Source organism: Roseibium sp., assembly GCF_965276855.1.
Classification (GTDB): Bacteria; Pseudomonadota; Alphaproteobacteria; order Rhizobiales; family Stappiaceae; genus Roseibium.
The window spans coordinates 2019051-2044072 of the sequence record NZ_OZ255700.1; the positions used below are offsets into that span (position 1 = coordinate 2019051).

Annotated in this window: 23 protein-coding genes; 16 read left to right on the forward strand and 7 right to left on the reverse strand. The window is 56.0% G+C overall.

From position 1 onward, the window contains the following. Positions 1–4 precede the first annotated feature (4 nt). Together ACQY4Z_RS09230 and ACQY4Z_RS09235 are read left to right on the forward strand one after the other, a co-directional pair. Entirely contained in the window at positions 5–1705 is a 1701-nt protein-coding gene (locus tag ACQY4Z_RS09230) for an ABC transporter permease (RefSeq protein WP_428528630.1), read from the forward strand. A gap of 4 nt (positions 1706–1709) precedes the next feature. After that, entirely contained in the window at positions 1710–2387 is a 678-nt protein-coding gene (locus ACQY4Z_RS09235) for an ATP-binding cassette domain-containing protein (protein ID WP_428528632.1), read from the forward strand. Positions 2388–2399: 12 nt separating this feature from the next. On the opposite strand, the gene bfr is transcribed toward ACQY4Z_RS09235, so the two are convergent. Beyond that, complete coding sequence (bfr, locus tag ACQY4Z_RS09240; RefSeq protein ID WP_428528634.1) at positions 2400–2885, reverse strand: bacterioferritin; 486 nt, start codon at positions 2883–2885, stop codon at positions 2400–2402. A gap of 17 nt (positions 2886–2902) precedes the next feature. Beyond that, positions 2903–3145 carry a (2Fe-2S)-binding protein gene (locus ACQY4Z_RS09245; RefSeq protein WP_428528636.1) on the reverse strand — a complete coding sequence of 81 codons (243 nt, stop codon included), beginning with the start codon at positions 3143–3145 and terminating at the stop codon, positions 2903–2905. Between the two features lie 124 nt (positions 3146–3269). On the opposite strand from ACQY4Z_RS09245, the gene ACQY4Z_RS09250 reads away from it, so the two are divergent. The 3 genes from ACQY4Z_RS09250 (at position 3270) to ACQY4Z_RS09260 (ending at position 7742) form a co-directional block, all read left to right on the forward strand. Then, a complete protein-coding gene (locus ACQY4Z_RS09250; RefSeq protein ID WP_428528638.1) occupies positions 3270–4028 on the forward strand; it encodes an SDR family NAD(P)-dependent oxidoreductase in 759 nt (252 codons plus the stop codon). Positions 4029–4208: 180 nt separating this feature from the next. After that, on the forward strand, positions 4209–6644 hold the full coding sequence (locus ACQY4Z_RS09255; RefSeq protein ID WP_428528640.1) for a methyl-accepting chemotaxis protein: 2436 nt from the start codon (positions 4209–4211) through the stop codon (positions 6642–6644). 144 nt (positions 6645–6788) lie between these two features. Further along, on the forward strand, positions 6789–7742 hold the full coding sequence (locus tag ACQY4Z_RS09260) for a class I SAM-dependent methyltransferase (protein WP_428528642.1): 954 nt from the start codon (positions 6789–6791) through the stop codon (positions 7740–7742). Positions 7743–7745: 3 nt separating this feature from the next. Here the strand turns inward: ACQY4Z_RS09260 and ACQY4Z_RS09265 are convergent, their stop codons facing one another. Both ACQY4Z_RS09265 and ACQY4Z_RS09270 read right to left on the reverse strand, forming a co-directional pair. Beyond that, positions 7746–10901: an efflux RND transporter permease subunit gene (locus tag ACQY4Z_RS09265; protein WP_428528644.1), complete on the reverse strand. Its 3156-nt coding sequence runs from the start codon at positions 10899–10901 to the stop codon at positions 7746–7748. Between the two features lie 3 nt (positions 10902–10904). Beyond that, entirely contained in the window at positions 10905–12038 is a 1134-nt protein-coding gene (locus ACQY4Z_RS09270) for an efflux RND transporter periplasmic adaptor subunit (RefSeq protein WP_428528646.1), read from the reverse strand. Between the two features lie 229 nt (positions 12039–12267). Between ACQY4Z_RS09270 and ACQY4Z_RS09275 the strand changes: the two genes are divergently transcribed. The 8 genes from ACQY4Z_RS09275 (at position 12268) to ACQY4Z_RS09310 (ending at position 18440) form a co-directional block, all read left to right on the forward strand. After that, positions 12268–12882 (forward strand): TetR/AcrR family transcriptional regulator, encoded by a 615-nt coding sequence (locus ACQY4Z_RS09275; protein ID WP_409685984.1) that lies wholly within the window; start codon positions 12268–12270, stop codon positions 12880–12882. A gap of 93 nt (positions 12883–12975) precedes the next feature. Further along, the gene (locus ACQY4Z_RS09280; RefSeq protein ID WP_209172366.1) at positions 12976–13818 is read left to right on the forward strand and encodes a TrmH family RNA methyltransferase; all 843 of its coding nucleotides are present in this window, start codon (positions 12976–12978) and stop codon (positions 13816–13818) included. Continuing rightward, positions 13818–14678 (forward strand): SDR family oxidoreductase, encoded by an 861-nt coding sequence (locus ACQY4Z_RS09285; RefSeq protein ID WP_428528649.1) that lies wholly within the window; start codon positions 13818–13820, stop codon positions 14676–14678. Before ACQY4Z_RS09280 ends, ACQY4Z_RS09285 begins: the two co-directional genes overlap by 1 nt. An 80-nt stretch (positions 14679–14758) precedes the next feature. Further along, positions 14759–15211, forward strand: a complete 453-nt coding sequence (locus ACQY4Z_RS09290; RefSeq protein ID WP_428529494.1) for a YtoQ family protein — start codon at positions 14759–14761, stop codon at positions 15209–15211. Between the two features lie 271 nt (positions 15212–15482). After that, entirely contained in the window at positions 15483–15683 is a 201-nt protein-coding gene (locus ACQY4Z_RS09295; protein WP_008195161.1) for a cold-shock protein, read from the forward strand. A 128-nt stretch (positions 15684–15811) separates the two neighbouring features. Beyond that, a complete protein-coding gene (locus ACQY4Z_RS09300; RefSeq protein WP_428528651.1) occupies positions 15812–17080 on the forward strand; it encodes a TCR/Tet family MFS transporter in 1269 nt (422 codons plus the stop codon). Continuing rightward, positions 17077–17745: an alpha/beta hydrolase gene (locus ACQY4Z_RS09305; protein ID WP_428528653.1), complete on the forward strand. Its 669-nt coding sequence runs from the start codon at positions 17077–17079 to the stop codon at positions 17743–17745. The genes ACQY4Z_RS09300 and ACQY4Z_RS09305 overlap by 4 nt, the downstream gene beginning before the upstream one ends. A 104-nt stretch (positions 17746–17849) precedes the next feature. Next, a complete protein-coding gene (locus ACQY4Z_RS09310) occupies positions 17850–18440 on the forward strand; it encodes a hypothetical protein (RefSeq protein ID WP_428528655.1) in 591 nt (196 codons plus the stop codon). A 59-nt stretch (positions 18441–18499) separates the two neighbouring features. On the opposite strand, the gene ACQY4Z_RS09315 is transcribed toward ACQY4Z_RS09310, so the two are convergent. Further along, entirely contained in the window at positions 18500–19543 is a 1044-nt protein-coding gene (locus tag ACQY4Z_RS09315; RefSeq protein ID WP_306148201.1) for a M42 family metallopeptidase, read from the reverse strand. A gap of 286 nt (positions 19544–19829) precedes the next feature. Here ACQY4Z_RS09315 and ACQY4Z_RS09320 point away from each other — a divergent pair, with 286 nt between their 5' ends. Then, a complete protein-coding gene (locus ACQY4Z_RS09320) occupies positions 19830–20915 on the forward strand; it encodes a patatin-like phospholipase family protein (RefSeq protein WP_306148200.1) in 1086 nt (361 codons plus the stop codon). Between the two features lie 149 nt (positions 20916–21064). Next, positions 21065–22069 carry a penicillin-insensitive murein endopeptidase gene (gene mepA, locus ACQY4Z_RS09325; protein WP_428529496.1) on the forward strand — a complete coding sequence of 335 codons (1005 nt, stop codon included), beginning with the start codon at positions 21065–21067 and terminating at the stop codon, positions 22067–22069. 20 nt (positions 22070–22089) lie between these two features. Here the strand turns inward: mepA and ACQY4Z_RS09330 are convergent, their stop codons facing one another. Continuing rightward, entirely contained in the window at positions 22090–22608 is a 519-nt protein-coding gene (locus ACQY4Z_RS09330) for an N-acetyltransferase family protein (RefSeq protein WP_428528658.1), read from the reverse strand. Positions 22609–22849: 241 nt separating this feature from the next. Here ACQY4Z_RS09330 and lepA point away from each other — a divergent pair, with 241 nt between their 5' ends. Further along, positions 22850–24655, forward strand: coding sequence for a translation elongation factor 4 (gene lepA, locus ACQY4Z_RS09335; RefSeq protein ID WP_209172353.1), 1806 nt, complete (start codon positions 22850–22852; stop codon positions 24653–24655). Positions 24656–24800: 145 nt separating this feature from the next. Here lepA and ACQY4Z_RS09340 read toward each other — a convergent pair whose 3' ends face one another. Then, positions 24801–24971 carry a hypothetical protein gene (locus tag ACQY4Z_RS09340; RefSeq protein WP_409685964.1) on the reverse strand — a complete coding sequence of 57 codons (171 nt, stop codon included), beginning with the start codon at positions 24969–24971 and terminating at the stop codon, positions 24801–24803. Positions 24972–25022: the final 51 nt, after the last annotated feature.

The window sequence follows — 25022 nt, forward strand, 5'->3', positions numbered from 1 at the left end:
ACCCTTGGCCATATTCCGGCCAGGCTCGAAGTTACCCTCGCTGATCGTTGTGTTGCTGTTGGCGGGACCGGTTCTGGCCGGTCTTGCAGGAACCGTTCTGCCGGCTTTCGGCTACCTCCCTGTTCTTGGAGCGCGAGAGCTGACGCTTGAGCCTTTCACTCAACTTTTCTCAATGCCGGGTCTGCTGCAATCAACGGCGCTGAGTTTTTGGACAGGCCTTGTTGCGTCACTGGTTTCGCTTGCGATTGTTCTTTGTTTTTCAGCCTCATGGAGCGGTACCCAAACCTTTCAACGCGTCAGCCGTTTCCTGTCGCCGCTTTTGTCAGTACCGCACGCTGCGGCCGCAATCGGTCTCGCCTTTCTGACCGCCCCGTCCGGCTTCCTTGCCCGGCTTTTGTCGCCTTGGGCAACTGGGTGGGAGCGTCCGCCGGATTTGTTGCTAGTCAACGACTCCTACGGGGTCGCCATGACCCTGGGTCTCGTCGCAAAAGAGGTCCCTTTTCTGTTTTTGATGACACTGGCCGCTTTGAACCGGCCTGAGATCAAGTCCTACACCAAGGTGGCAACCAGTCTCGGCTATGGCCGGATGTCAGGCTTCTTCAAAGTCATCCTGCCCCAGATTTATCCGCTCCTCCGACTGCCGGTGCTGGCTGTGATCGCTTACTCAACCTCCGTGGTGGATGTAGCCGTGATATTGGGGCCCACAACACCGGCACCGTTGGCTGCGCGGCTAGTGGTTTGGATGAATGATCCGGATCTCAGCTTGCGTCTTGCCGCGTCAGCCGGTGCCTTGCTTCAGCTTGGAATTAGCGCTGGAGCAATTCTTGTATATTTGTTGTTCGAAGCTAGTGTCACCAAGCTGAGCTCCACCCGTTTGGCGCTTGGACACCGCATAAAGTCAGATGGTGCAGGCCGGATGGCAGCGCTCGGTACAATGGTATTCATTGTGTCAGCCATGTGCCTGTCACTGTTTGTCCTAGTGATCTGGAGTTTTGCCAAGTCCTGGTGGTATCCGGCACCGCTGCCACACACTTGGTCCGGATCGGCGCTTTCAATGGCCTTGATGCAAACACCTCAAATCCTCGGCACGACGGTCTCGCTTGGTGTGCTGGCAGCGCTTATCAGCACCTCGTTGACGCTTTGGCTGCTGGAAACAAAAACAAACGCCGCGGAGCCTGTAGATCATCGACTGAGAACACTCATCTTTGTGCCCCTTCTCCTGCCGCAAATTACGTTCCTGTTCGGCCTCAAGATGTTGTTCTTGATGATTGGTCTGGATGGAAGTTTCACAGCTGTGCTTCTTGCACATCTGGTTTTCGTCTTGCCCTACGCCTTTCTTGCGCTCAGCGACCCGTGGCAGCGGCAGGACCCGCGCTATGCCCGCGTGGCAGCTTCCATGGGCGCCAGCAGAGCTAGGATATTCTTCAGGGTGCAATTGCCGATGGCGACACGCCCGGTCCTCGTGACATTGGCTGTTGCCCTTGCTGTATCAGTCGGGCAGTACCTCCCTACACTCATGATCGGAGCTGGCAGGGTCGTCACCGTGACAACAGAGAGCGTTGCGCTCGCTAGTGGTGGAAACAGGCAAATCACAGCCGTCTACGCCTTGCTGCAATTGCTTATCCCGTTTGCCGGTTTCGCCGTTGCTGCTGCGATCCCAGCTGTTCTATTCAAAAACAGAACCGCATTGCGCCTGGATGCTTAAGTCAATGAACGCCTGCACTCTCCAAAATCAGAAGGGCCTCATCCTGGAGAATGTGTCCATCCAGCTTGATGGCCGCACTCTGTTGGAGCTTGATAAAACGATTGAACCTGGGACGGTGCTCACCGTGATGGGGGAAAGCGGCAGCGGGAAATCAAGCCTTCTTGACTTCATCGGAGGTTTTTTGAAACCCGACTTCAAAGCTACAGGCCGCGTCATCCTGGACGGAACCGACGTCACCACCGTTCCTGCGCAAGAGCGCCATATCGGCTTGATGTTTCAATCGCCGCTTTTGTTCCCGCACATGTCTGTCGCGCAAAATCTTATGTTTGCAATTCCTTCCGGGATCAATAACCGGACAGAACGGCAAAGGTTAGCTGCGGAAGCCCTTGAGGCCGTAAACCTTGAAGGGTTTGGACCCAAGGATCCGGCTAAGCTTTCAGGCGGGCAGCAAACGAGGGTGGCCTTGATGCGAACTCTTTTGGCCAGACCCAAAGCCCTTTTGCTCGACGAACCTTTTTCCAGCCTCGATCAGTCGAGACGCGCTGACGTCCGGCAAAAAGTGTTCTCGATCGCCAGAGAACGCGCCCTGCCCGTTCTTCTGGTCACGCATGATTTCGAGGATGCTGAAGTGGCAGGCGGCCCAGTCTACAGGTTGGAAAGTCCGGCGACTGAACCGCAATAATCTGGGCTGCAGCTACTCTGGCGTATCTGCTGACTGGGCTTGCAACAGTGAATAATTGTCGATCCCGATGCGCTCGATCAGAGCCAACTGGGTCTCAAGAAAATCGATATGGCTTTCTTCATCGGAGAGCAGGGTCTCGAACAGTTTCATTGAGACATAGTCGCCCTGCTCACGGCAAACTTCGCGCGCTTCGTGGTAGAGGGAGCGGGCTGCGTACTCAGCTGCCAGATCGCCTTCGAGGCATTCTTTCACCGATTGGCCGATCCGCAGAGGGTCCAGCGTTTGCAGGTTCGGGAACCCCTCCAGGAACAAGATCCGGTCCATCAGATCCTGTGCGTGCCGACGTTCCTCTTCCGCCTCTTCCAATTCTTTGGCAGCGAGTTTTCCGAAACCCGAATCCGCTAGCAAGCGGCCATGCAGCCAATACTGGTTGACCGCTGTCAACTCGTGCCGGAGAGCCTTGTTCAAGTAGTCAATGACCCGCGCGTCGCCCTTCATCAGTCCCTCTTAAAAGCTCAACGGTTCTCGGCTTTGCGCCCGGAAGACGCCCGCCGCTGGTTAGGTTTCTCATTCTCTGGTGTGTTTTCGTGAATAATGTCAATGACACTTGGAAAACATCCACCGCAACGCGGCCGGCACCCCAAATGGCGGAAGACAGATCCGGGCGTTGGGATTTTACCATTCGGATCGTCACGCATCTCTGCCGCAGCTTCGCGTAATTGCTTGTCTGATAATACATTACAGGAGCAAATGAGCATACTGGGGTCTGGCCGTTATGGGGACTTCATCGCATATAGTGTTTGACAGATGGAAGCGGAATACAGAAACCGTACTATAAAAGTCAACTTTTTAGAGCATACTTAGCACCTGGCGGATCAGCAAATGAACAATGGCAAACCGACTGACGAACGGCGGACACTGGTTCTCACCGGAGCCAGCCGTGGAATCGGGCACGCGACAGTCAAAAAGTTCTCCGCGGAAAACTGGCGTGTCATTACATGTTCCCGTCAAGCCTTTTCCGACAAGTGTCCCTGGCCGATGGGACCGGAAGATCATATCCAGGTCGATCTCTCAGATCCGGAAAACATGGGGTTTGCGATCCAGGAAATCCGGAAGCGGCTCGAGCCTAACGGATCCCGGCTCCATGCGTTGGTGAACAATGCAGGGATCAGTCCGAAAGGAAACGGCGGGGAACGGCTCAACTCGCTGAACACTCCGATGCATGAATGGCGGAATGTCTTTCAGGTGAATTTCTTTGCCCCCATTTTGCTCGCAAAAGGATTGTTCAGCGAACTAAAGGCGGCCACTGGCTCGGTGGTGAACGTCACTTCCATTGCGGGTGTCAGGGTTCACCCGTTTGCGGGCACAGCCTATGCCACATCAAAGGCTGCGCTCGCGTCCCTTACGCGGGAAATGGCTGCAGACTTTGGACCGCATGGCGTTCGGGTCAATGCGATCGCGCCAGGCGAAATCGATACATCCATCCTGTCTCCCGGCACTGAAAACATGATTGAAGACATCCCACTCCGCCGTCTGGGTCAACCTAATGAGGTTGCCGAAACAATTTATTACTTGTGCAGCGAGACATCGTCCTACGTGACGGGGTCAGAAATTCATATCAACGGCGGTCAACACGTCTAATCAAAACTCAATACTCACATCCAAACACCTATCCGTTTTTTCTCTTACGTAAATTTGTTAATGTCATCACGTTTATATTTATAATTCTGCTTAGTAATTTTATGCATTTTTACCTAATCTTCATCGCTCTCCCGCATACCTTGGATAGTAATCACAGTTTTCCGGTGTTGCGGGGATTCGATGAAACGTGCCTTGAAGTGGTTGGTTGACCTGAAGTTTGGCTTGAAAGTCAGCGGCGGTTTTGCAGCAATTTTGCTGTTGACTGCGATTGTCGGTGGTGTTGGGTATTTTGCCATCTCGACGCTTTCCGCGAGATTTGAAGTGGCTGACCAATCAGCCGAAGTCGGTCGAAAAGTTCAAAGCACCTCGTTGGTGCGCGAGAATTATCTGAATGCACCATCTGCGGAATTCGCAGAAGCGACTCGTCAGGAGATCTCAGGCCTCAACTCTTCGCTTCAGGCGCTCGCAGATGATGTTGCCGGAGACCCGACGGCCGCAGCTCAAGTGAGTACCGCTATATCTGCGGTTGACGAGTTTGGAACGACTTTTGAGGAAGTTGTCAATCAGACCCAGCAACAGGCGGAAGGTTTGGCAACGCTGAAGACCAGTGTTCAAGAACTCGAAAACCTGGCGGTGTCTATCGCTGCAGCGGTTCTCGCGGAAGAGAAAAAAGTCAGCGCAGATGTGTTCTCTGCCAACGGCACGTTGGAAGATGCAAACCTTATGCTTAGGGGTGTTTTTGACCTTCAGGATGATGTTTCCAAAATTCAGTTCGCCTACCTGAAAAGCAACGGGTCTCTGGACGGGGATGACTTGGAAAACAGCCTGAAAATCGCCGCTGAAATCGTCGACCGGACCCGGGAGATGAGATACCGGCAGATCGAGGGAATTGAGCGGAAAACCGTCAGCAAACTCGCAGGCCAGGCAAAAAAACTGGAAAAGGCGATTGCGCGATTGAAGGAAGATCTCGGCTTCGCAGAGGCTTACGAGGCGAGAACTTCTGTCGGCACCATTCTGGATACCATCACCGAGTTTGCTTATCAGATACGTGAACAGGCGATCTCTGCGGTGAGCAAGTCAAAAGCTACTGTTCTGACCGCCAATACGCGGCTCGGCAGCATCAAGACTGTGCTGATTGAGGCGAATGCCCTCGGTGAACACGCTTTGCGTGCGGAAGCTGAAACCCTGGCGTTGTTTGGCAATTTCGGGATTAGTGATCCGAATGGGGTAAAAGCTCAAATCGCAGATCTTGTAAAACTGGAAGAAAAACTCGTCGGCTACGCAGATGTCCTACCCAGCACCGCTGATGCCATCAATAGCATTCCGGTCTCGATCGTGAGTTTTGACCGCGCCTTTCAGGAAATGCTGACAACAAAATCAGATCTACAAGCAAAGCGCCAACAGCTCGACGCACTGACCAAACAAGTCAATGCCGAAATCGCTGGTATCTCGCAGGCCCAGTCCGAGGCGGCCAGTTCTGCTGCAACAGCCGCTGAACTTCAGATCGCCATGACGGTCCTGCTGTCTATTCTGGGCGGAGTTGGTCTGGCAATTGTGCTGAACCTTGCCATTACCCGGCCGATCAAAACGATAACGGATGTGATGAACAGCCTGGCCGGTGGCAACAACGAAGTTGCAATCCCGGGCATCGACCGCGGTGATGAGATCGGCGACATGAGCCGCACGGTTCAAGTCTTCCGTGACAACGCAATCGAGCGGGCGAACCTGCAGGAACGCAATGCGCAAGAAGAAGCCGCGCGACAGGAGCGTCAACAGCGGATCGAAAACCTGATCCAGGGTTTCCGTGCAACAGCCGAAGAGGCAATTGGCTCTGTGGAATCCACAGCCAACGGCCTTGATTCAACCGCTCGCGCTTTGACGGATATTGCGCGCGACAGTGCTGGGCATGCGAGCGAAACACAGTCGTCGTCGAACGAAACCACCAACAATGTCCAAACTGTCGCCAGCGCGGCAGAAGAGCTTGCGGCGTCCATCGGCGAAATTTCCCGCCAAGTCTCCCAGACAACCGATATCGTTGAACGTGCCACGACCGGCACCCGTATCACGAACCAAAAGGTCGAAGGCCTGGCAGAAGCGGCGACAAAAATTGGCGAAGTGGTCACGCTCATCCAGGCCATTGCCGAACAAACAAACTTGCTCGCCCTGAACGCAACGATCGAGGCAGCGCGGGCTGGTGAAGCTGGCAAGGGCTTTGCGGTTGTTGCCGCGGAGGTCAAGGAACTGGCCACGCAGACCTCCAAGGCGACCGAAGAGATCGGTTCGCAGATCACTGCAATCCAGACAGCAACCAAGGATTCAGTTGTTGCGATCGGAGAGATCGCCGAGACCATGACAGAGGTCAACAGCTACACAACGGCCATCGCCTCCGCTGTGGAGCAGCAAGGTGCGGCAACCGCGGAGATCTCGCAGAACGTTCAGCGGGCTGCTGAGGCAACTGGTGCCGTTTCCTCGTCCATGACTCAGCTGTCGCAGGCGGTCGATCAGACATCTTCTTCAGCCGATATGGTTCTGGCAGCCTCTGGCGAGCTGAATGAAAAGACCGACCAGTTGAAGTCCGAAGTTGAGACTTTCCTCTCGGAAGTGGCTGCTGCCTGATCGGCAAATACATGAAAATCAAAAAGGCGGGCGTGTTGGGCACCCCGCCTTTTTCTTTGTCTACCCGTGCCTCAACGTTGACCTTAAAGCGGCATGGCACTAAGGCGTGATCCAAACCCTTCGTGACAGACGAGAGAGACCACCGTGGCGGAAAAAACCGACGCGCCAGAATTTGCAAAACCCGGACAACCGCCCGTGCAGGCGTGGCCCGTGATCCTTGAGACCCCTGGCTGGAAGGACTACCGCCTTCTGGACATGGGCGAGGGTCAAAAACTGGAACGCTACGGACGCTACACGATCGTTCGGCCGGAACCCCAGGCCATGGGCCGCCGCCGCCTGAAGAACGCTGCTTGGGACCGCGCCAATGCGGTCTTCTCAGGTGACACGGACGAGGAAGGGCCCGGCCGCTGGAAATACTCCGGCAACGTCTCGGAAACCTGGCCGATGTCCTACGGACCGGTCACCTACAATGGCCGGTTCATGTCGTTCCGCCACGTTGGCGTTTTTCCGGAACAGGCCGCGCATTGGGATTGGGTCAACTCCAGGATCCGGGCCGAGAAGAAGAAAAACCCTGAGAAGCCGCTGAAGATCCTCAATCTCTTCGGCTATACCGGCTTGGCATCGCTCCTACCAGCGACCGAAGGCGCACAAGTCACGCATGTCGACGCCTCCAAGAAGGCGATCGGCTACGCACGGGAAAACCAAGCTCTTTCCGGATTGGAAGATCTCCCGATCCGATGGATCTGTGAAGATGCGTCCAAGTTTGTGGCTCGCGAATTTCGTCGCGGCAACACCTATGACGGCATTATTCTGGATCCGCCAAAATATGGGCGCGGCCCAAAAGGCGAGGTTTGGGACATCTACACCAGCTTGCCCGGCATGCTGAAAGACTTGCAGCAGCTGCTGGCAAAAGACGCTCTCTTCATGATCCTCACCGCTTATGCGATCCGCTCCAGCTTTGTCTCGATCCACGAGTTGATGGCCGAGACCTTGTCCAGGCAAGGCGGACGACTGGAATCCGGCGAGTTGGTTATCCGTGAAGAGGACGGCACGCGGGCCCTTTCGACATCCCTCTTTTCCCGCTGGAGCAGACGCTAAAGCCTACTCGGCTGCGAGTGCTATGGGGCGATTGTCGTTCGACCAATCTGTATCGTCATTTTGACTTGGGGTGTCTTCGGCTTTCGCCTTGCTCCGCCGTGCATAGACCAATGCGAACATGGGCGGTGCGAAGTAGAACGAGATCACGGTCGACAGCAACACGCCGCCGGCGATCGACATGGCGAACGGTGGCCAGAACCCACCTCCGGCCAGGATCAACGGTAAAAACCCTCCGAAGGTCGTCAGCGTTGTGGAGATGATGTGCCGGCCCGATCCCATTACCACGTCGACCATCGCCTCCCGATCACCGTCGACCGCCCGGCTGTTTTGCTGCAGACCGGTCAGGATGATGATGGCTGCGTTGATGGACACGCCGATCGAGCCGATCACGCCGATGATGGCGTTGATGCCGAACGGGTACTGGAAGATCGCCAACGCCAGAATGCTGAGGCCCGCCGACAGCCCAGACACGACCAGCGTGACAGCGGACAATCGGAACGAGTTGAAGGTCAAAACGATCGCGGCGATCGACAATGGCACGATCAATCCAAGCGAGCCGATCAGATTGTTCAACGTGTCAGAACGCGCATCGGAGTCGCCGCCGGTTTCGATACGGTAGCCGTCCGGCATTGCGAAGCCGGCAAGGTCCATCTCGTTTTGGAGCTTCTTCAGGGCTTCTTCCGGCAAAACACCATATTGGACGAATGCCTGAACCGTGTTGGTGCGTTCTCCATTCCGGCGATTGATTTCACCCTCAGAGGGCTCCAGACGAATATCCGTGATCGCAGACAACGGCACCCCGTCATAACCAGCTGTTCCGGCGGCTCCGATCGCGGGCAACAACGGCAGGCTCGCAATGTCAGACAAGTCGCTGCGGGCAGCATCGCCGATCCGGACACGCACCGGCAGTTCTTCTGTGCCTTCAATCAGACTGCCCCCGACAGCCCCTTCCAGGATTGCCTCGAGTTGACGGGCAACATCCGCCAGGCTCAGCCCGACAAGCCGTGCCTTGTCCTCATCGACGGAAAATTTCAGTTGCGGTGCGCCGCTTTCCAGCGTTGTCCTCACAACGGTCACTTCCTCGATGCCGGAAGCAAGTTGGCGCAAGGCATCCCCGCGTTCGCGCAAGACGTCCAAAGACGGGCCGACTAGGCGCAACTCGACCGGCGCATCCACCGGCGGCCCCTGAACAAGATCCCGCACAAGAATACGCGCGTTCGGATACCGGGCGGTCAGTTCGCCTTGCAGCCGCGGCACCAGATCTGCTGTCGTATCCGGTGAACTGGTGGTAACAAGTGCCTGAGCGAAAGCCGGAGCGCGGTCCTGGTTGCCGACAATGTTGTAGTAGAAGGCCGGAGCGCTCTTCCCCGCAACCCAAACCACTTTTTCGATGCCCTCCTGATCGGACAGGAACCCATCCATGGCACGCACCACCTCGGATGTTTCGGCAATCGCAGTACCGTCAGAAAGTTCCACTTCAATATGGAACTGATCCCGGTCTACGCCCGGGAAAAACTGTGCAGTCAGAGTTGGCATGCTCATGAAACCGATCACGGGCAAGACCAGTGCAAAGGCAACCGAACTTGCCGGGTTTCTCATGGCGAGCTGCAGCGAAAACCGGAAGGGTACGGACACCAATTTACCGGATTGGAAAGAGCGCCTTTGGGGCTGGGAGTTGGTTTCGGGCAGCAGCCATCCGGCAATTGCCGCCGTCAAGGTCACGGCAACCAGGAACGACCAGACAAGCATGATGATCACGGCGATTGCAATCGCCCCGACAAAGTCACCAGCTGGTCCCGGCAGCAGAACCATGGGCAAGAAGGACAGGGCCGTGGTTGCGGTCGATGCCAGCAGTGGTGCAAATAGGCGGCGGACGGCTTTGCGCACGGCATCACGCCGTTCTTCTCCGCGCGCCAGAGCCTGACCGATTTCATCGGTCATGACGATACCGGCATCAACCAATAGGCCGAGAGCCACGATCAGTCCGGTAAGCGACATCTGGTGGAGCGGCAGACCGATCATGCTCATTGTTGCAAAGGACGCCAGAGTGACCACAGGCAACACCATTGCAACGATCACTGCCGACCGCGGCCCCATCGTGACAAGCAGCACGCCAATCACCAAGGCCATACCGATGGCTATGTTGGCGCCAACATCTGTCAGACGGTCGATCGTGTAGCGGCTTTGATCGAACACGAGTTGATGCTGAATTGAATGCGGCATATCCGTTTCAAAGGCAGCAATCCGGTCACGAACACGGGTCATCCAGGTGTCCACCTGAAGGCCATCTGCAATCTTCGCAGCAACGAGTATTGCCGGACGCCCTCCTGAGAAGGCGAGCTCTTCAGCGGGTTGGCGGATGCCCTTCGTGACGGTGGCAACATCGCCAACGCGGGTCACCAGTCCATTGCTTGCAGTTGTCACAGGGATGGTGCGGATCCGGTCAATCGCGGCAATTTCTCCAGACACCTCGATCAGAAATTCGCGGTCCGGACTGCGCAGGCGGCCTGCACGGACCTTGGCATCGGCGTTTTGTATGGCAGAGGCGACCTGATCCACAGTCAGAGATAAGGAAATGAGCGTTGCCGGATCTATGCGAACCAGAATCTCTTCTTCCAGCTCGCCGAAAATCTCGACGGACTTTGTGCCGGGCACATTCCGGAGTGTATCAGACAAAACCTCGGCATAGCGAAGCATGACGGCCTGAGAAACCGAGTCATGCTCGGGAACAAGTGCGCTGATAGATGCGAAAGCACCAGCACCGTCAGTGCTGAACTCCGGCTCCAGAACACCTTGGGGAAATTCGCGCGTGGCGTCGCCGATCTTGTCCCGGAGCTCCGACCACGCCTGTTCAATCACCTCTTCGGTCAACGTGTCGAGTAGCTCGATCTGAATAATCGAAATCGAGGAGGCCGACGTCGATTCAATGACATCAATCTCTTCGACTTCACGGAGCTCTTCCTCGATCTTTTCCGTGACCAAAGCCTCGACACGGCCCGGATCCGCACCGGGATAAACGGTCGTGACCGTTGCAAAAAGGTTGGTGATCGTCGGATCTTCCTGCCGGCCAATGCCGATCAGGGCTGTTGCCCCGGCTGCAATGATCACGAGGAGGGTCAGGACCACCAGACGGGGTTGGCGAAAGAACAGGGTTTCCATGCCTCAGCCTCCGGCCTTCGCAAGGTCCACAGCCTGACCAACGACAACCCGGTGAACGCCATCCCGAACGATCCGGCTTTCTGGCGTTAAGGTCCCGCGGACAAACGCCCGCCCCTCTTCCGCATGCAAGACTTCCACCGCTTCTCGCACGACAACGTATGCCGAGGTGGGCGACGCCTGATCGACATCCTCGGCAACAGTCAGCACGGTCCAGAGACCGCGCGGACCTTCTTTCAATGCCGAAACCGGGATCCAGGCGCCTTCCGTCTCCACGCGCTCAACTACTGACAGTTCCGCCAATCGTCCAAAAGCGGGTGTTGCCTCCGGTGTATCGAGTTCAAACAAGGTTTCGATCGTCCGGGTGCGGGTTTGGAGGTCTGGACGAAGCGCTGCCAAGCCGGCCTTAAACGTCCGACCCGAGATCTCGATGTCATAGCTGTGCGACTGATCCAGCCGGTCGACCACTTCCGGCGACAAACCGATGCGGACAGTTGGCCGTGAACTCTCCAGCAACTGCAGAACGGGCGTTGACGGAGACGCAGTTGCGCCGTCATCCAAAAGGCGTTCTCCAACCCGGCCCGAAAACGGCGCTTTCAAAACCGCCTTATCAAGATTGATATCGATGTTGTCGATCGCAGCATCAATCTGAGCGATCGTGGCGTCCAATCGGCTGAGGGTTAGGCGGGCCTCGTCGAGCACCTGCGCACTGACATGACCATTGTCCTTCAGCAGCTGACGGCGGTTCAACGTCAGCGAGGCCAGTTCCCGATCACTTTCAGCCGCTTGACGATTGGCGACCTGGCGCCGGCGGTCCGCCTCAAGTGTCCGTGTGTCGAGAACAGCAATGACGTCGCCCTCCTGGACAAGATCCCCCTCATCCACCCGAATATCGCGAACTGTTCCGGAGAGCTCGAAGGCCAGGTCCGTGCTGCGTGCGGGTTCAAGCCTGCCCACAAAACTGCGCTCGACATCATAGCCGGTCTCCCAATCCGGTGTGAATACATCCACAACGGCCAGGGGCGAGGGTTCAACGGATGGCTTTTCTTCTGCACGCATCTGGATGGTGGTGACCCCGATCATCACCGCAGCGGCGGCAAGACCGACATTGATGGAAAAGGTCGCCGTACTCAGCGCCATTCTACCAAAACGCCGGAGCCTGCTTTTACTGCCGGTCGTCTTTGGCTGAGGGGTCTGATGATCCTTCGACATGGCACATTCTCACCTTGTCCGCTGGCTGCTGGTGCGATTTCGGGGAGCATCATCTTCCCAATGTAAGCAGCACTAACTATGTTACCGTTGCTAACATATGTTAGCGGAATTAACTTCGGCAAGAGACACAACAAGAAAAAATTCGGAAACGCCTTACATGGCCAAAACAGAAATTCACAAAAAAGCGGGCTATCACCACGGTGACTTGCGCGGCGAATTGATCGCCGCAGCGCGCCAACTTATTGAAGAACATGGGCCGGATGGGTTTTCCATGTCGGATGCTTGCCGTCTTGCCGGTGTGAGTACGGCTGCGCCTTACCGGCATTTTTCATCCAAACAAGATCTTTTGAGCGAGATCGCAAAAGACGGCCTTAGTCGCCTTGGAATCGATATGGAAGCCCGAGCCTCCAAGCAGGCGCGCGGCACTGTTCAGTCGATTGCCGCGATGGGGCGCGCCTATGTTGCGTTCGCAAGACGCGAGCCGCACACGTTCCGGCTTATGTTCAGCACAATGTCTCACCATGACCGAATTGATGAGCTTAAGCAGGTTGGCCGCGGATCCTATGGTGTCTTGCTCCGAGAAGTCGCAGACTATCTCGGCGAGCCGGACATAAATGAAACGGTACTCCGCACATCCTTCCCCTTGTGGACACAAGTCCACGGGCTGTCGTTCCTCGCCATCGATGGCAAGCTGGATGTGACGGAGTTTCCGGTCGATATTGAAGACTCTATTCTGATCGCGACAGAACGGCTGCTTCCACCCGTGCCGTAGGTCGCTTCTTGACCCGGTCGGTCGCGGGGACTAAGCCAATCCAAACTGTCTTTAGAATTCAGCTGGCTCAAGAAGAGCCCTTGGAGCTCCCGCATGCCGCAGACCGGCAAACCTCAAAAAATCGGCGCGGTCAAACAGATCACGAGCCATTCGAATCCGATCGTCAAGGAAATCAAAGGGCTTGTAGCCCAGCGCAAGCACCGCACCCAGTCTGGCCTGTTTGTCGCCGAGGGACTCAAATTGGCGACCGATGCCATGGCTGCCGGCTGGGGCGTCCGCTACCTCGCCCTTGGCCCAGAGGCGCGCGACAACCCGGTTGCCCAAAAAGCCGCGGCGACGGCCAAGGCACGCGGCGCACTCATTCTTGAAGTCTCGACTGCAGTCATGAGCGCCATGACCCGCAAGGACAATCCCCAGATGGTTGTGGGTGTTTACGAGCAAAACATCCTCAGCGCCCGGGACATTGATCCGCAAGGAACCACCGTCTGGGTCGCGCTGGATCGGGTAAGAGATCCTGGAAATCTCGGAACAATCATCCGGACCGTGGATGCAGTCGGCGGCAGTGGCGTGATGCTGGTTGGCGATTGCACGGATCCATTTGCCGTCGAAGCCGTGCGCGCCACGATGGGGTCGCTGTTCCATGTACCCCTTGCGAAGATGACTAAGGACGAGTTCAAGGCGCTTGCAAAAGACTGGCCCGGAACCGTTGCCGCGACGCATTTGAAAGGGTCAGTCGACTACCGCACACCGGACTACAAACAACCGGCCCTGCTCGTCATGGGGAATGAACAAAAGGGGCTGGAGGACGATATGGCCGAGGCCTGCCGGACCTTGATCCGGATCCCGCAAGTGGGGGAAGCCGACAGTCTGAACCTTGCTGTTGCCACCGGCATCTCGCTTTATGAAATCCGCCGCAATCATTTGGAGCTGTCGTGATGCGCCTGTTTGTTTTTGGTGTCGGGTATTCTTCAAAGGCGATTATCGAAGAAGTGCGAGATCGCTTTGATTGGATCGGCGGCACGACACGGTCTGCGGAAAAGGCCAGCGCTCTCCGCGAAAACGGTATTGAGCCGTTTATCTTCGATGGCGAAACTCCTGGCGACGGGATTGCGGCCGCGCTTTCAACAGCAACCCATGTGCTTGTGTCCATTGCCCCGAGTGAGGCCGGCGACCCGGTTCTCAACCAACACGGCGCGGATATTGCCGCAGCCTCTCCGAAATGGGTCGGCTACCTGTCGACTGTCGGCGTTTATGGAAACCACGACGGGGCTTGGGTGGACGAAACCACCGTTTGCAAACCGGTGTCCAAACGCTCGGTCCAACGCGTCGCCGCTGAAGAGGCCTGGCTTTCTTTCGCAGAGCGAACCTCGGTGCCTGTTCAGATTTTTAGGCTCTCCGGAATTTACGGGCCAGGCCGCAACACGTTCGAGAACTTCAAAAAGGGCCGCGCCCGGCGTTTGATCAAGCCCGGTCAGGTGTTCAACCGGATCCATGTCGCGGACATTGCAGGCGCGGTTTCAATTGCCATGCAGTCGCCAAAGACACGCGTTTTCAATGTCACGGATGACCAGCCTGCGCCGCCGCAAGATGTTGTGACATACGCTGCTGAACTTTTGGGTGTGACACCACCGCCGGAAGTTGCCTTCGAAACAGCGGACCTCACACCAATGGCCCGGTCATTTTATGGTGAGAACAAACGGGTTTCGAACCAACGCGTCAAAGACGAACTCGGCTATACTTTCCGCTACCCGGATTATCGGATTGCCTTAAACACTCTTGTCCAGAACTATGGTTGACACCTGCCAACCGGTTTTCCAGTTTCTGGCCAACGGATGCGGCACACTGCCCGCATCCCTCGACCCAGAAAGGCAAGAACATGAGTGAATGGCGCGTTTATCTCTCCGGTGAGATTCACACCGACTGGCGCGAACAGATCGTTAGCGCAACGGAGGCCGCCGGATTGCCGGTCAGTTTTTCTGCACCGGTCACCAACCACGAGGCCAGCGACGATTGCGGCGCAGCGATACTTGGCGGCGAAGACAAGAAGTTCTGGTACGATCACAAAGGCGCTAAGGTGAATGCCATCCGCACCCGGACACTGATCGAAAAGGCCGATATCGTCGTTGTCCGGTTCGGCGACAAGTACAAGCAATGGAATGCAGCCTTCGATGCCGGCTACGCTTCAGCCCTTGGCAAGTCATTGATCATACTTCACGATCCGTCCTTGACCCATCCTCTGAAGGAAATTGATGCTGCAGCTCTTGCTGTCGCGGAAACCCCGGACCAGATCGTCAAAATCCTCAACTACGTCATCAACGCAGAACTTTAAGCTCAACCGCCCAACCTTGTATTTAACGATTGAGCAACCATATCAAGTCAGTCTAAGTGGTCTGAGTTCATACGAAGACTGCTCAGACCGGCTGTAGTTTTTGGTTTTGGGCCGCTTGTATTTTCTTCCTAATTGGAACAAGCGCCAGACAAGCCTCCCGCTGCAGACTTGTATTTTAGTATTACAATAAAGAACTGTCATCAAAGCTTTGAAATGCTGCGCTAGACAAGTGCGCTGATGCTTTGATGCAAGAAATTGGAAAGAAGACTCCATGCTACATGGAAACGTAAAATGGTTTGATAAGGGCCGCGGTGTCGGCACGATCGAACCCGAAGACGGGGACGACATCCTCGTTGACATCACGGCTTTGCGCCGGTCCGGCATCGACTCGCTGAAGGAAGGCCAACTCGTGGCATTCGATCTTGAGTGGCGCCGTGGCCAGATGGTCGCCGAAGACCTCAAAGTCCTGTAAGGCCAATCGGCACTTGCGGTATGGAAGGGCGGTTTCACCGCCCTTTTTTGTTGGCCAATCCCCAGAAACACTCTTGCCTGAAACTGGTTTTGCGCGTTTCCTTCAAGTTGTATTGAAGGAACAATTCTTTGCCCGGCCGCCCGAAGCGATCCAACGCGCTTATCTTCATCTTCATTACCTTGACCATCAATGCGATGGGCATCGGTCTCATGATGCCGGTGATGCCGAGCTTATTGACCGAACTCACCAGCCTGCCTGTCGGTGAAGCTGCACTATGGGGCGGATGGCTGAGTGTCGTCTTTGCCTTGATGCAGTTTTTGTTCGGTCCAACGCTTGGCAGTCTGTCAGACAGGTTCGGACGCCGGCCCGTTTTACTTATTTCGACGCTGACCGTGGCGGCAGATTACCTCCTGATTGCTCTGTCCTGGAACCTTGCGGTGCTGTTCATTGCCCGAATGATCTCCGGGATTGCCGGTGCCACCTACTCTGCGGGAGCGGCTTACATTGCAGATATCTCGGAGAAGGAAGACCGGGCGAAGAATTTCGGCCTGCTTGGTGCGGCTTTTGGCGTCGGCTTCGTGCTGGGACCGGTCATTGGAGGACTGCTCGGGGAGTATGGATCCCGAGCCCCGTTCTACGCCGGTGCTGCATTATCCTTCGTCAACTTCCTCTTTGGCTATTTTGTGCTGCCGGAAACACTGAAACTGGAAAACCGTCGCGCCTTCACTTGGAAGCGCGCCAATCCATTCGGCGCCTTAAAACACATCTCTTCCAACAAGGAGGTGCGTGTGCTCCTACTGGCGCTTCTTCTGTTTGACATTGCCCACTACGTTTATCCGGCTGTCTGGAGCTATTTCACTGCAGAAGTCTTTGCCTGGACCCCAGCCGATATCGGCTTGTCCCTTGCCGTGGTCGGGTTCGGTTATGCATTCGTGCAAGGATATCTGATCCGCGTTCTGGACCGCCGGATCGGGATCGGCGCCATTCTGATGATTGGCCTCACCTGCAACCTGATTGCATTTGTTGCGCTCTCTGTCGCCGAAAGCGGTTGGGTCGCTTACGCATTCATTGGTTTTGCCGTCATGGGCGCGCTTGCGACACCCGCATTTACCGGCTTGATGTCCAACCGGGTTCCCGACAATGCACAAGGCGAATTGCAGGGTCTGATCGCGAGTGCAGCCGGGCTTGCCATGATCATCAGCCCCTTTGTCATGACCCAGAGCTTTTCCTTTTTTACGATGGCCGGGACAGACCTTTACTTCCCAGGCATCCCGTTTGTGATTGCCGCAGTGCTTATCTCATTATCTGGCTTAATCGCACTCCCGTTCCTCAAAAACCAACGGATCACCTTGGCCAACACACAAACGGACCTTTCGCAAACGCCGGTGAAAGAATGACATCATCTTCGTTCAACCCGTCGCTTGACGGGCCTCGTCTTGCACCGCTCTCCGGAGGTGCTGCAGAACAACTGGTCGTCATCCTCCATGGTTATGGCGCTGACGGCACCGACCTGATAGATCTCGGCCGGGCTTGGCAACAGGCTCTTCCCAACGCAGCTTTCGTTGCGCCCAATGCTCCTGAGCCCTTGCCATTTGAAGCCTTTGGAGGGCGGCAGTGGTTTGCCCTGGAAGAGCGGACACCGCGGGAGTACGAAATCGGTGCGCAAGCGGCTCAACCAGCGCTCGACCGGTTCCTTGATGCCGAACTGAGCTCCTTGGGTCTCAACGATGCAGCTCTTGCATTGGTTGGGTTCAGTCAGGGAGCCATGATGACGTTTCAAGCGGGTCTGCGCCGGAAAACACCGCCCGCCTGTCTTATGGCCTATTCAGGTCTTTTGCCGGGAGTTGCGGCGCTCCCGGTCCTCCCAGCACCTCCTCCAACCTTAATCGTGCATGGCGCAGATGATGATGTCGTTCCTGCCTATCATCTGGAAGCCGCACGAACCGCACTAGCGCAGGCTGGTGTAAAAGTCGAAGCGCATTGCCTGGATGATTTGGGACATGGCATTGACGAGCGCGGGCTCATTTTGGGGCGTCAATTTCTTGAAAAGGCATTCCTCTAACCGTCACATAAGCCCCGGCAATTGGTTAATGGCTTCTTAACGGTTTTGGTCCAGTTTCTAAGTGAAGTGTCTCCTTGTTAACTGGAGACTTTCCGGAGCGCGTCATGCAAATCTCGATTGAAACCACAACACAAAGCACCAGCCTGTTGTCCGCGTCGTTTCAAGGCTCCGGAAACCCGTCTGCAAAGACGGAGGCTGAAGACGGAAAGCCAGGACAACCGCCCAAGGACACGGCCGTCAGCCTATTGGAGGCTGCCTCGCAGAAGGCGGAAGAAGACGCCGTTGTGATTGCAGCCCTTCGTGAAGCCGTTGAAGACGGCAAAGAGGGCGACGAAGACGAGAAAGACGGCGCACTGGCTACCGTCGAGGATTATCAGAAAACGGCTGGTCAGTTGAAATCGGCACTCGGCGAAGATGGCAGTGCCTCCAGTGCTTCCCTCGCCTATGAAAGCGCGACAATCTCGACAACAACGATTGAAGCCGAGATCGACGGGGAAACCCTCTCTGCTCAGTTTGTCTCGTTCGAACGGGTGTCCTTCAATTCCGAGACCGGGCTCTCGGTGCGCTCTGCAAACGCTTCCACCATTGAGGGCGATTTTGACAACGGATCCTTCAGTTATCAAAGCGCCGCAGTCAGCGAGCTCTACGCTGGTACAGGGTCACAGATTTCCAATCTCGCCGGTCTGACCGCTTAATACCAAAGACACCGAGCAAAGCGCCCAGGGCACCAAACGCGCCCTGAGCTGAAACATCATCAAGCTTTTTTCAGATACGCGGCAAGAATGTCGAGGGCTGCCTGAAGGTCGGACTTGTGGATCATCTCGGTAACCGTGTGGATGTAGCGGGTGCCGACCACGATCCCGACAGCTTTCGCACCTGCCGCCGCCTGCTGAGCAGCCGCACCGTCCTGACCACCTGCTGCCAGCATTGTACGCTGATACGAAATCTCTTCCTTCTCAGCCAGCGCTTCAATCTCCTTCACCAGATCACGGTCGGCGATGAAGCTAGAGTCCTTGACATGGAGGCCGAACCCCTCGCCCTGCACCGTGGTGCGATCCTGTTCCGGAACTCCCGGCGTATCGCAGGCCAGTGTTACGTCGATGCCCAGTCCGATATCCGGTTTGATAGCGAAGGACGCGGTGCGTGCACCCCGCAGACCGACCTCCTCCTGGCAGGTGAAGGCGACATGGATTTCACATTCGTGCTTGGACTTGCCCAGCGCCTTGATGGCCTCGATCCCGAGCCAGCAAGCGATCCGGTTGTCCAGCGCCTTTGACACGATCTTTTCGCCGATTTCGATCAAAGGCTCATCCATGGTGACCATATCACCGACCTTGATGAGATCCTTGGTGCTCTCTCCAAGACCCAAGTCCACGACAAAGTCTTTGGGCTCCGGAACCTTCTTGCGTTCCTCGGGAGAAGAAATATGGATCGGCTTGCCGCCCGGATTCATGACACCCTTATAGTCGCCATCGTCCGTCGAGACGAGCACGCGGCGAGAGAACAGGTTGCGCGCGTCAAAGCCACCAACCGGCTGAACATGCACAAACCCCTTGTCGGTCACATGCGAAACCAAAAAACCGATCTCGTCCATGTGACACAGCAACATGACCTTCTTCGGATCCCCTTTCTTCGGCTTCTTGCGAGAGTTCCGGCGGCAAAGCAGCGAGCCCATGGGGTCCGTTGTAACCTCATCAAAGAGCCCTTCGATTTCGGATTTGATCAAATCCCGAACCCGATGCTCATGACCCGGCACACCTGGGGTTTCACAAAGACGACGAAGCAGATCGATATTCATGGAATGTCCTGTTTGGTAAGAAAATCGCCGCGATCCTAATCTGAAATTTCAGCCTGGACAAAGGCTGAGTGGAAACATGCCACCTGCTCTCGCGGCAAAAAAGCGCCAAATACCGCGCAGTGATTTACCAAAATCAAGTTATGTCGGCATTTTGCGGCTGAATCTCACCAACTGCCATTGCTGTGACGCAATTCCCGTCAAATAATTGATTTTGGTATAACAAGGCATTCAGACGACGTTACGGCAGATCGACTGGAAACCCATCAATTGAACAAGGGGATTTTTCATGACCCAGAAGAAGCGCTTCATACTCTCCATAGATGGTGGTGGTGTCCGGGGTCTGATCCCGTTGCGCATTCTGGAGTCCCTGGAGAGCCGCCTCGTGCACCGTGGCGTCACGCAGCCGATGCACGAGCTCTTCGATCTCATGGCCGGCACCTCGACCGGCGGTTTGATTGCAGCCGGTCTCTCCGCCCCGAGGCCTGGCGGCAACAAGGGGGAAGCCGCAGCAACGATCTCAGAACTTAGGACATTTTATGAGCGCGATGCCCGCGAGGTTTTTTCATATTCGCTAAGTGCACGCCTTGCCCGTGCATTCACCAATCCACTTGGTCTGTTCGATGAAACGTATGATGCCCGTCCTCTCGAAAAGATCCTGAAGGAGCAATTCGGGTGGACCTCCATGGCAAGCGGCCTGTGCAAGCTGGTTCTCACCGCCTACGACATTGAGCAGCGCAAAGCCGTTTTCATGACCAATGGACTGGAGCAAAACGGCAGCCGGCCTGACGATTATTATTTCTGGCAGGCCGTACGGGCGACAACCGCAGCCCCCTCCTACTTCGAACCGGCAAAAATCGAAAACCTGACCCGCAAGCGCGAAGAACCCATGGTGGACGGCGGCGTCTTCATGAACGACCCGACCATTGCGGCCTATCTGGAAGCGCGCAAACTGGGTTGGGATACTGAAGAACTGGTCATCATTTCACTCGGGACGGGACGGGCTCAGGAACGAACCTTCTCCTACCAGGAGGCCGTTGGTTGGGGAGCTCTTGGTTGGATGCAGCCGTCAAAGGGCGTGCCTATCCTTTCCATCTTCTCCGATGGCCAAACACAGACAGCGTCCTATCAGGCGACCCACTTGTTCAATGAGTTGCCCAATGTCACCTATCACCGGATCGAAGGGGAGCTTGAGGCGAGCGCTGAAGACTTCGACAACGCACGACCGGGCAACATTTTGACCTTGAACGGTGCGGCCGATCGCATGATCCGCGACAATACCGTGCTTCTGGATAACCTTGCAGATCTGTTGAAGGATCACGTGGAAACGCGCGAAAAAGATGCCAGCGATGCCGTTTTGGGGCATGCTGCATAAAAGGCCGCCCGAAACCTCAGGAGCCAGCATCTTTGTGCACTTGGTTTCGGCCACAGAGCATGAGGTCCGCCGTGACGCATCGCAACTTCGCAAGCCTGAAGAAAACCACACTTAAGGCAATCGTCTTTGCTTTTGGCGCGCTGCCCTTGGTGCCTTTGATAGCTGTTGCGGCAGAACCCGTTCCGTCTGCAAAACCCGGCACGGTCAATCCACCGGCGGCTTCAGCGGTCCAGAAGGTCGCCGGGATTCCAATCCCGGCTGAAAAGCGGGCCGTACCGGAGGGGTATCAACCGTCCAAGCCCAAACTCGTGTTGCGTGGCAGTCAGCCCGCCAAGGACTATTTTGGCTATGTGAACGGTCCAGCCCCTTTGAAAGCCCGTGCCATTGGCTCTTATGCAAAGGGATGTCTTGCCGGCGGGGCCATGCTGCCGACCGATGGACCGACTTGGCAAGCAATGCGCTTGTCACGCAATCGCAACTGGGGCCATCCGGAGTTAATCGATTTTCTTAAAGACCTTGCCAAGGACGCACCGGGCCTAGGCTGGAACGGACTTCTCGTGGGTGACCTTGCACAGCCGCGCGGTGGCCCCATGGTGTCGGGACATGCCAGCCACCAGATTGGTCTGGATGCCGATATCTGGCTGACCGAGATGCCGCAACGGCGGCTGACACCCGAAGAGCGGGAACAGATTTCGGCAATCTCAATGCTGAAAGGCCGCCTTGATGTGAAAGGGGCGGACCGCAGCGTCGATCCGAAGAAATGGACCGATATACATGCACGGCTGATCCGGCGCGCTGCATCAGACAAACGTGTTGCCCGGATCTTCGTGAACCCGACCATCAAAAAGGCACTATGCGAGTTTGAAACCAGCAGAGACCGGGCCTGGCTTCGCAAGGTGCGCCCATGGTGGGGACATCATTACCACTTCCATGTGCGGCTCTCCTGCCCGTCAGGAAACGGCGGCTGCAAAAACCAAAACCCGCCGCCGCCGGGCGATGGATGCGGTGACCACCTGACCTACTGGCTCTCAGATGAGCCTTGGGTTCCAAAAAACCCGCCCAAAGCCGGTGAAAAACCGAAAATCGTCAAGAAACGCCCAATGGCCCTGGCAGCGTTACCAACGGCCTGTCAAAGTGTTCTGACTGCGAACTGATAGGGGCAGAATGCTCCCCTTCACACGTCAGGACTATCGAAGCCGGGCGTGACGATTTTCGTCAAGAAGACCAGATCAAGCCAGCGACCAAACTTTGTTCCAGCCTCCGGCAACCTGCCGGCGACTTGAAATCCAAGCTTCTTGTGAAGAGCAATTGATGCGGCGTTGTCTCCATCGACCACACCAACAAGCACATGCACCTCTTGTGTCTGCGCCTTATCGATGAGCTGTTGCAAAAGCTTTGCGCCGATCCCCTGCCCTTGGAACTTGGGATCAACATAGACTGTGTGTTCGAGGGTCTTGCGATATCCTTCACGCGGGCGAAACGCTCCATAGCTGGCAAAGCCAATCACTTTGTCTTCCGGGCTGATCGCGACGATGACCGGCCAGCCTGCGTTCTGACGCGTTTCGAACCAGGTAATGCGCTCATCCAGAGTTTCTTCTTGTGACGTCCAAGCCGCTGTTGTTTCCCGGACGGCCTGATTATAAAGCGCAAGAATCGCCGGTATATCGCCCGGCTCGGCATCTCTGAGCGGCATAAAACGATCATCTTTTTTGTAAAGGCGCACGGCAGAATACCGACGGCCACATGTTTCGTGCCTGATCGTACTGGTCGAGCGGAAATTACGCAATAATGTCAGGCATCCGCGGCCAATACGCGCACCTTAAACGAAGTGCCGAGCCTGAAAACAGAATCCAGCATAATTATTCCTTCGCTTTTCCGCAGTAACGCGCCGCAATCCTCTGGTAGAAACGGGATTGCGGTGGTAAATGGGCGCCATGACGACGAAGACGCTTTCCAACATCCGCAATTTCTCAATCGTTGCCCACATCGATCACGGCAAATCGACCCTTGCTGACCGGCTGATCCAGATGACAGGCACCGTGACCGATCGGGAAATGACCGAGCAGCTCCTCGATTCGATGGACATCGAGCGTGAGCGCGGCATCACAATCAAGGCGCAGACCGTGCGGCTGATCTACGATGCCAAGGACGGGCAGCAGTATATCCTGAACCTGATCGACACCCCGGGTCACGTGGACTTTGCCTACGAAGTGTCTCGCTCGCTGGCGGCCTGTGAAGGCTCCTTGCTTGTGGTCGATGCCTCCCAGGGTGTGGAAGCGCAGACCCTTGCAAACGTTTATCAGGCAATCGACAACGACCACGAAATCGTTCCGGTCCTGAACAAGGTCGACCTGCCAGCGGCAGAGCCGGAACGGATCCAGGAGCAAATCGAGGATGTGATCGGTATCGACGCGTCTGAAGCTTGCATGATTTCGGCCAAGACCGGGCTCGGTGTCGAAACGGTTCTGGAAGCAATCGTCGAAAAACTGCCAGCCCCGCAAGGTGACCCGGACGACACGCTGAAGGCGATGCTGGTTGACAGCTGGTATGACACCTATCTCGGCGTGATGGTTCTGGTGCGCGTGATCAATGGCTCGCTCAAAAGGGGCCAGAAGATCAAGATGATGGGCACTGGCGCTGCCTATGACGTCGACCGGGTCGGTGTCATGACACCGAAATTCATGCAGGTTGACGAACTGAAGGCCGGCGAGATCGGTGTGATCACCGGGTCCATCAAGGAAGTGGCCGACACACGCGTCGGCGACACCATCACCCTTGAAAAGAAACCTTGCACCGAAGCACTTCCCGGCTTCAAACCTGCCCAGCCGGTGGTCTTCTGCGGCCTCTTCCCCGTTGATGCCAACGACTTTGAAGACCTGCGGGCGGCGATGGGCAAGCTTCGTCTCAATGACGCCAGCTTCTCCTATGAAATGGAAACATCGGCAGCGCTCGGCTTTGGCTTCCGGTGCGGTTTCCTCGGCCTCTTGCACCTTGAGATCATTCAGGAACGTCTGTCCCGTGAGTTTAATCTCGATCTGATCGCGACAGCGCCATCAGTGGTCTACGAAATGACCATGACGGACGGCACCGACATTGATCTGCATAACCCGGCCGACATGCCGGAAGTGGTGAAGATCTCTGAAATTCGGGAACCGTGGATCCGCGCGTCCATTATGACGCCGGACGAATATCTCGGCGGAATTTTGAAACTGTGCCAAGAACGGCGCGGCATCCAGGTGGATCTTTCCTATGTGGGCAGCCGTGCGCTGGTTGCTTACGATCTGCCGCTCAACGAAGTGGTCTTTGATTTCTACGATCGGCTCAAGTCGATCTCCAAGGGCTACGCGTCCTTCGACTACCAGATCTCAGACTATCGCGCGGGCGATCTCGTCAAGATGTCGATCCTCGTCAATGAAGAACCCGTCGATGCCTTGTCCGTTCTGGTTCACCGCTCGCAAGCTGAGCGCCGCGGCCGGGCGATGGTGGAGAAGCTAAAAGAGCTAATCCCACGGCACATGTTCAAGATTCCGATCCAGGCGGCCATCGGCGGCAAGGTCATTGCCCGTGAAACCCTGTCTGCGCTGCGCAAGGATGTGACCGCCAAATGTTATGGTGGTGATGCGACGCGTAAGCGGAAGCTTCTGGAAAAGCAGAAGGCGGGTAAGAAAAAGATGCGCCAGTTCGGCAAGGTGGAAATCCCGCAAGAAGCGTTCATTCAAGCCCTTAAGATGGATGAGTGAGCGGATCCATTTCCAATTCTATAGAATAAATACAGAAACGGCGCCGGGTATCTACCGCGGCGCCGTTTTCTATTTTTCCCGTTGTTGCCGACCGGCCATGGCCGATCAGAAGTCTTGAGGCCGGTTCGAAAACCGGCCGGTTGGCTTAGCGCCGGTTAAACGGCAGATCTGCCAGTTCACGCGGACTCATGCGCTGGATTGCCGGGTGCGCCAGCGGGTCGCGGCGGTCAAGGCTGTTTCCAGATTGAGCAGTCAAATGACGGCGTTTGAACAAATTCAACATGATCATTATTTTCCTTCTTGTTGTTTTTCTCATGGCCAAATTCCTTAATTTTTGAATTTAGCATGACTATATATAGGCGCATGT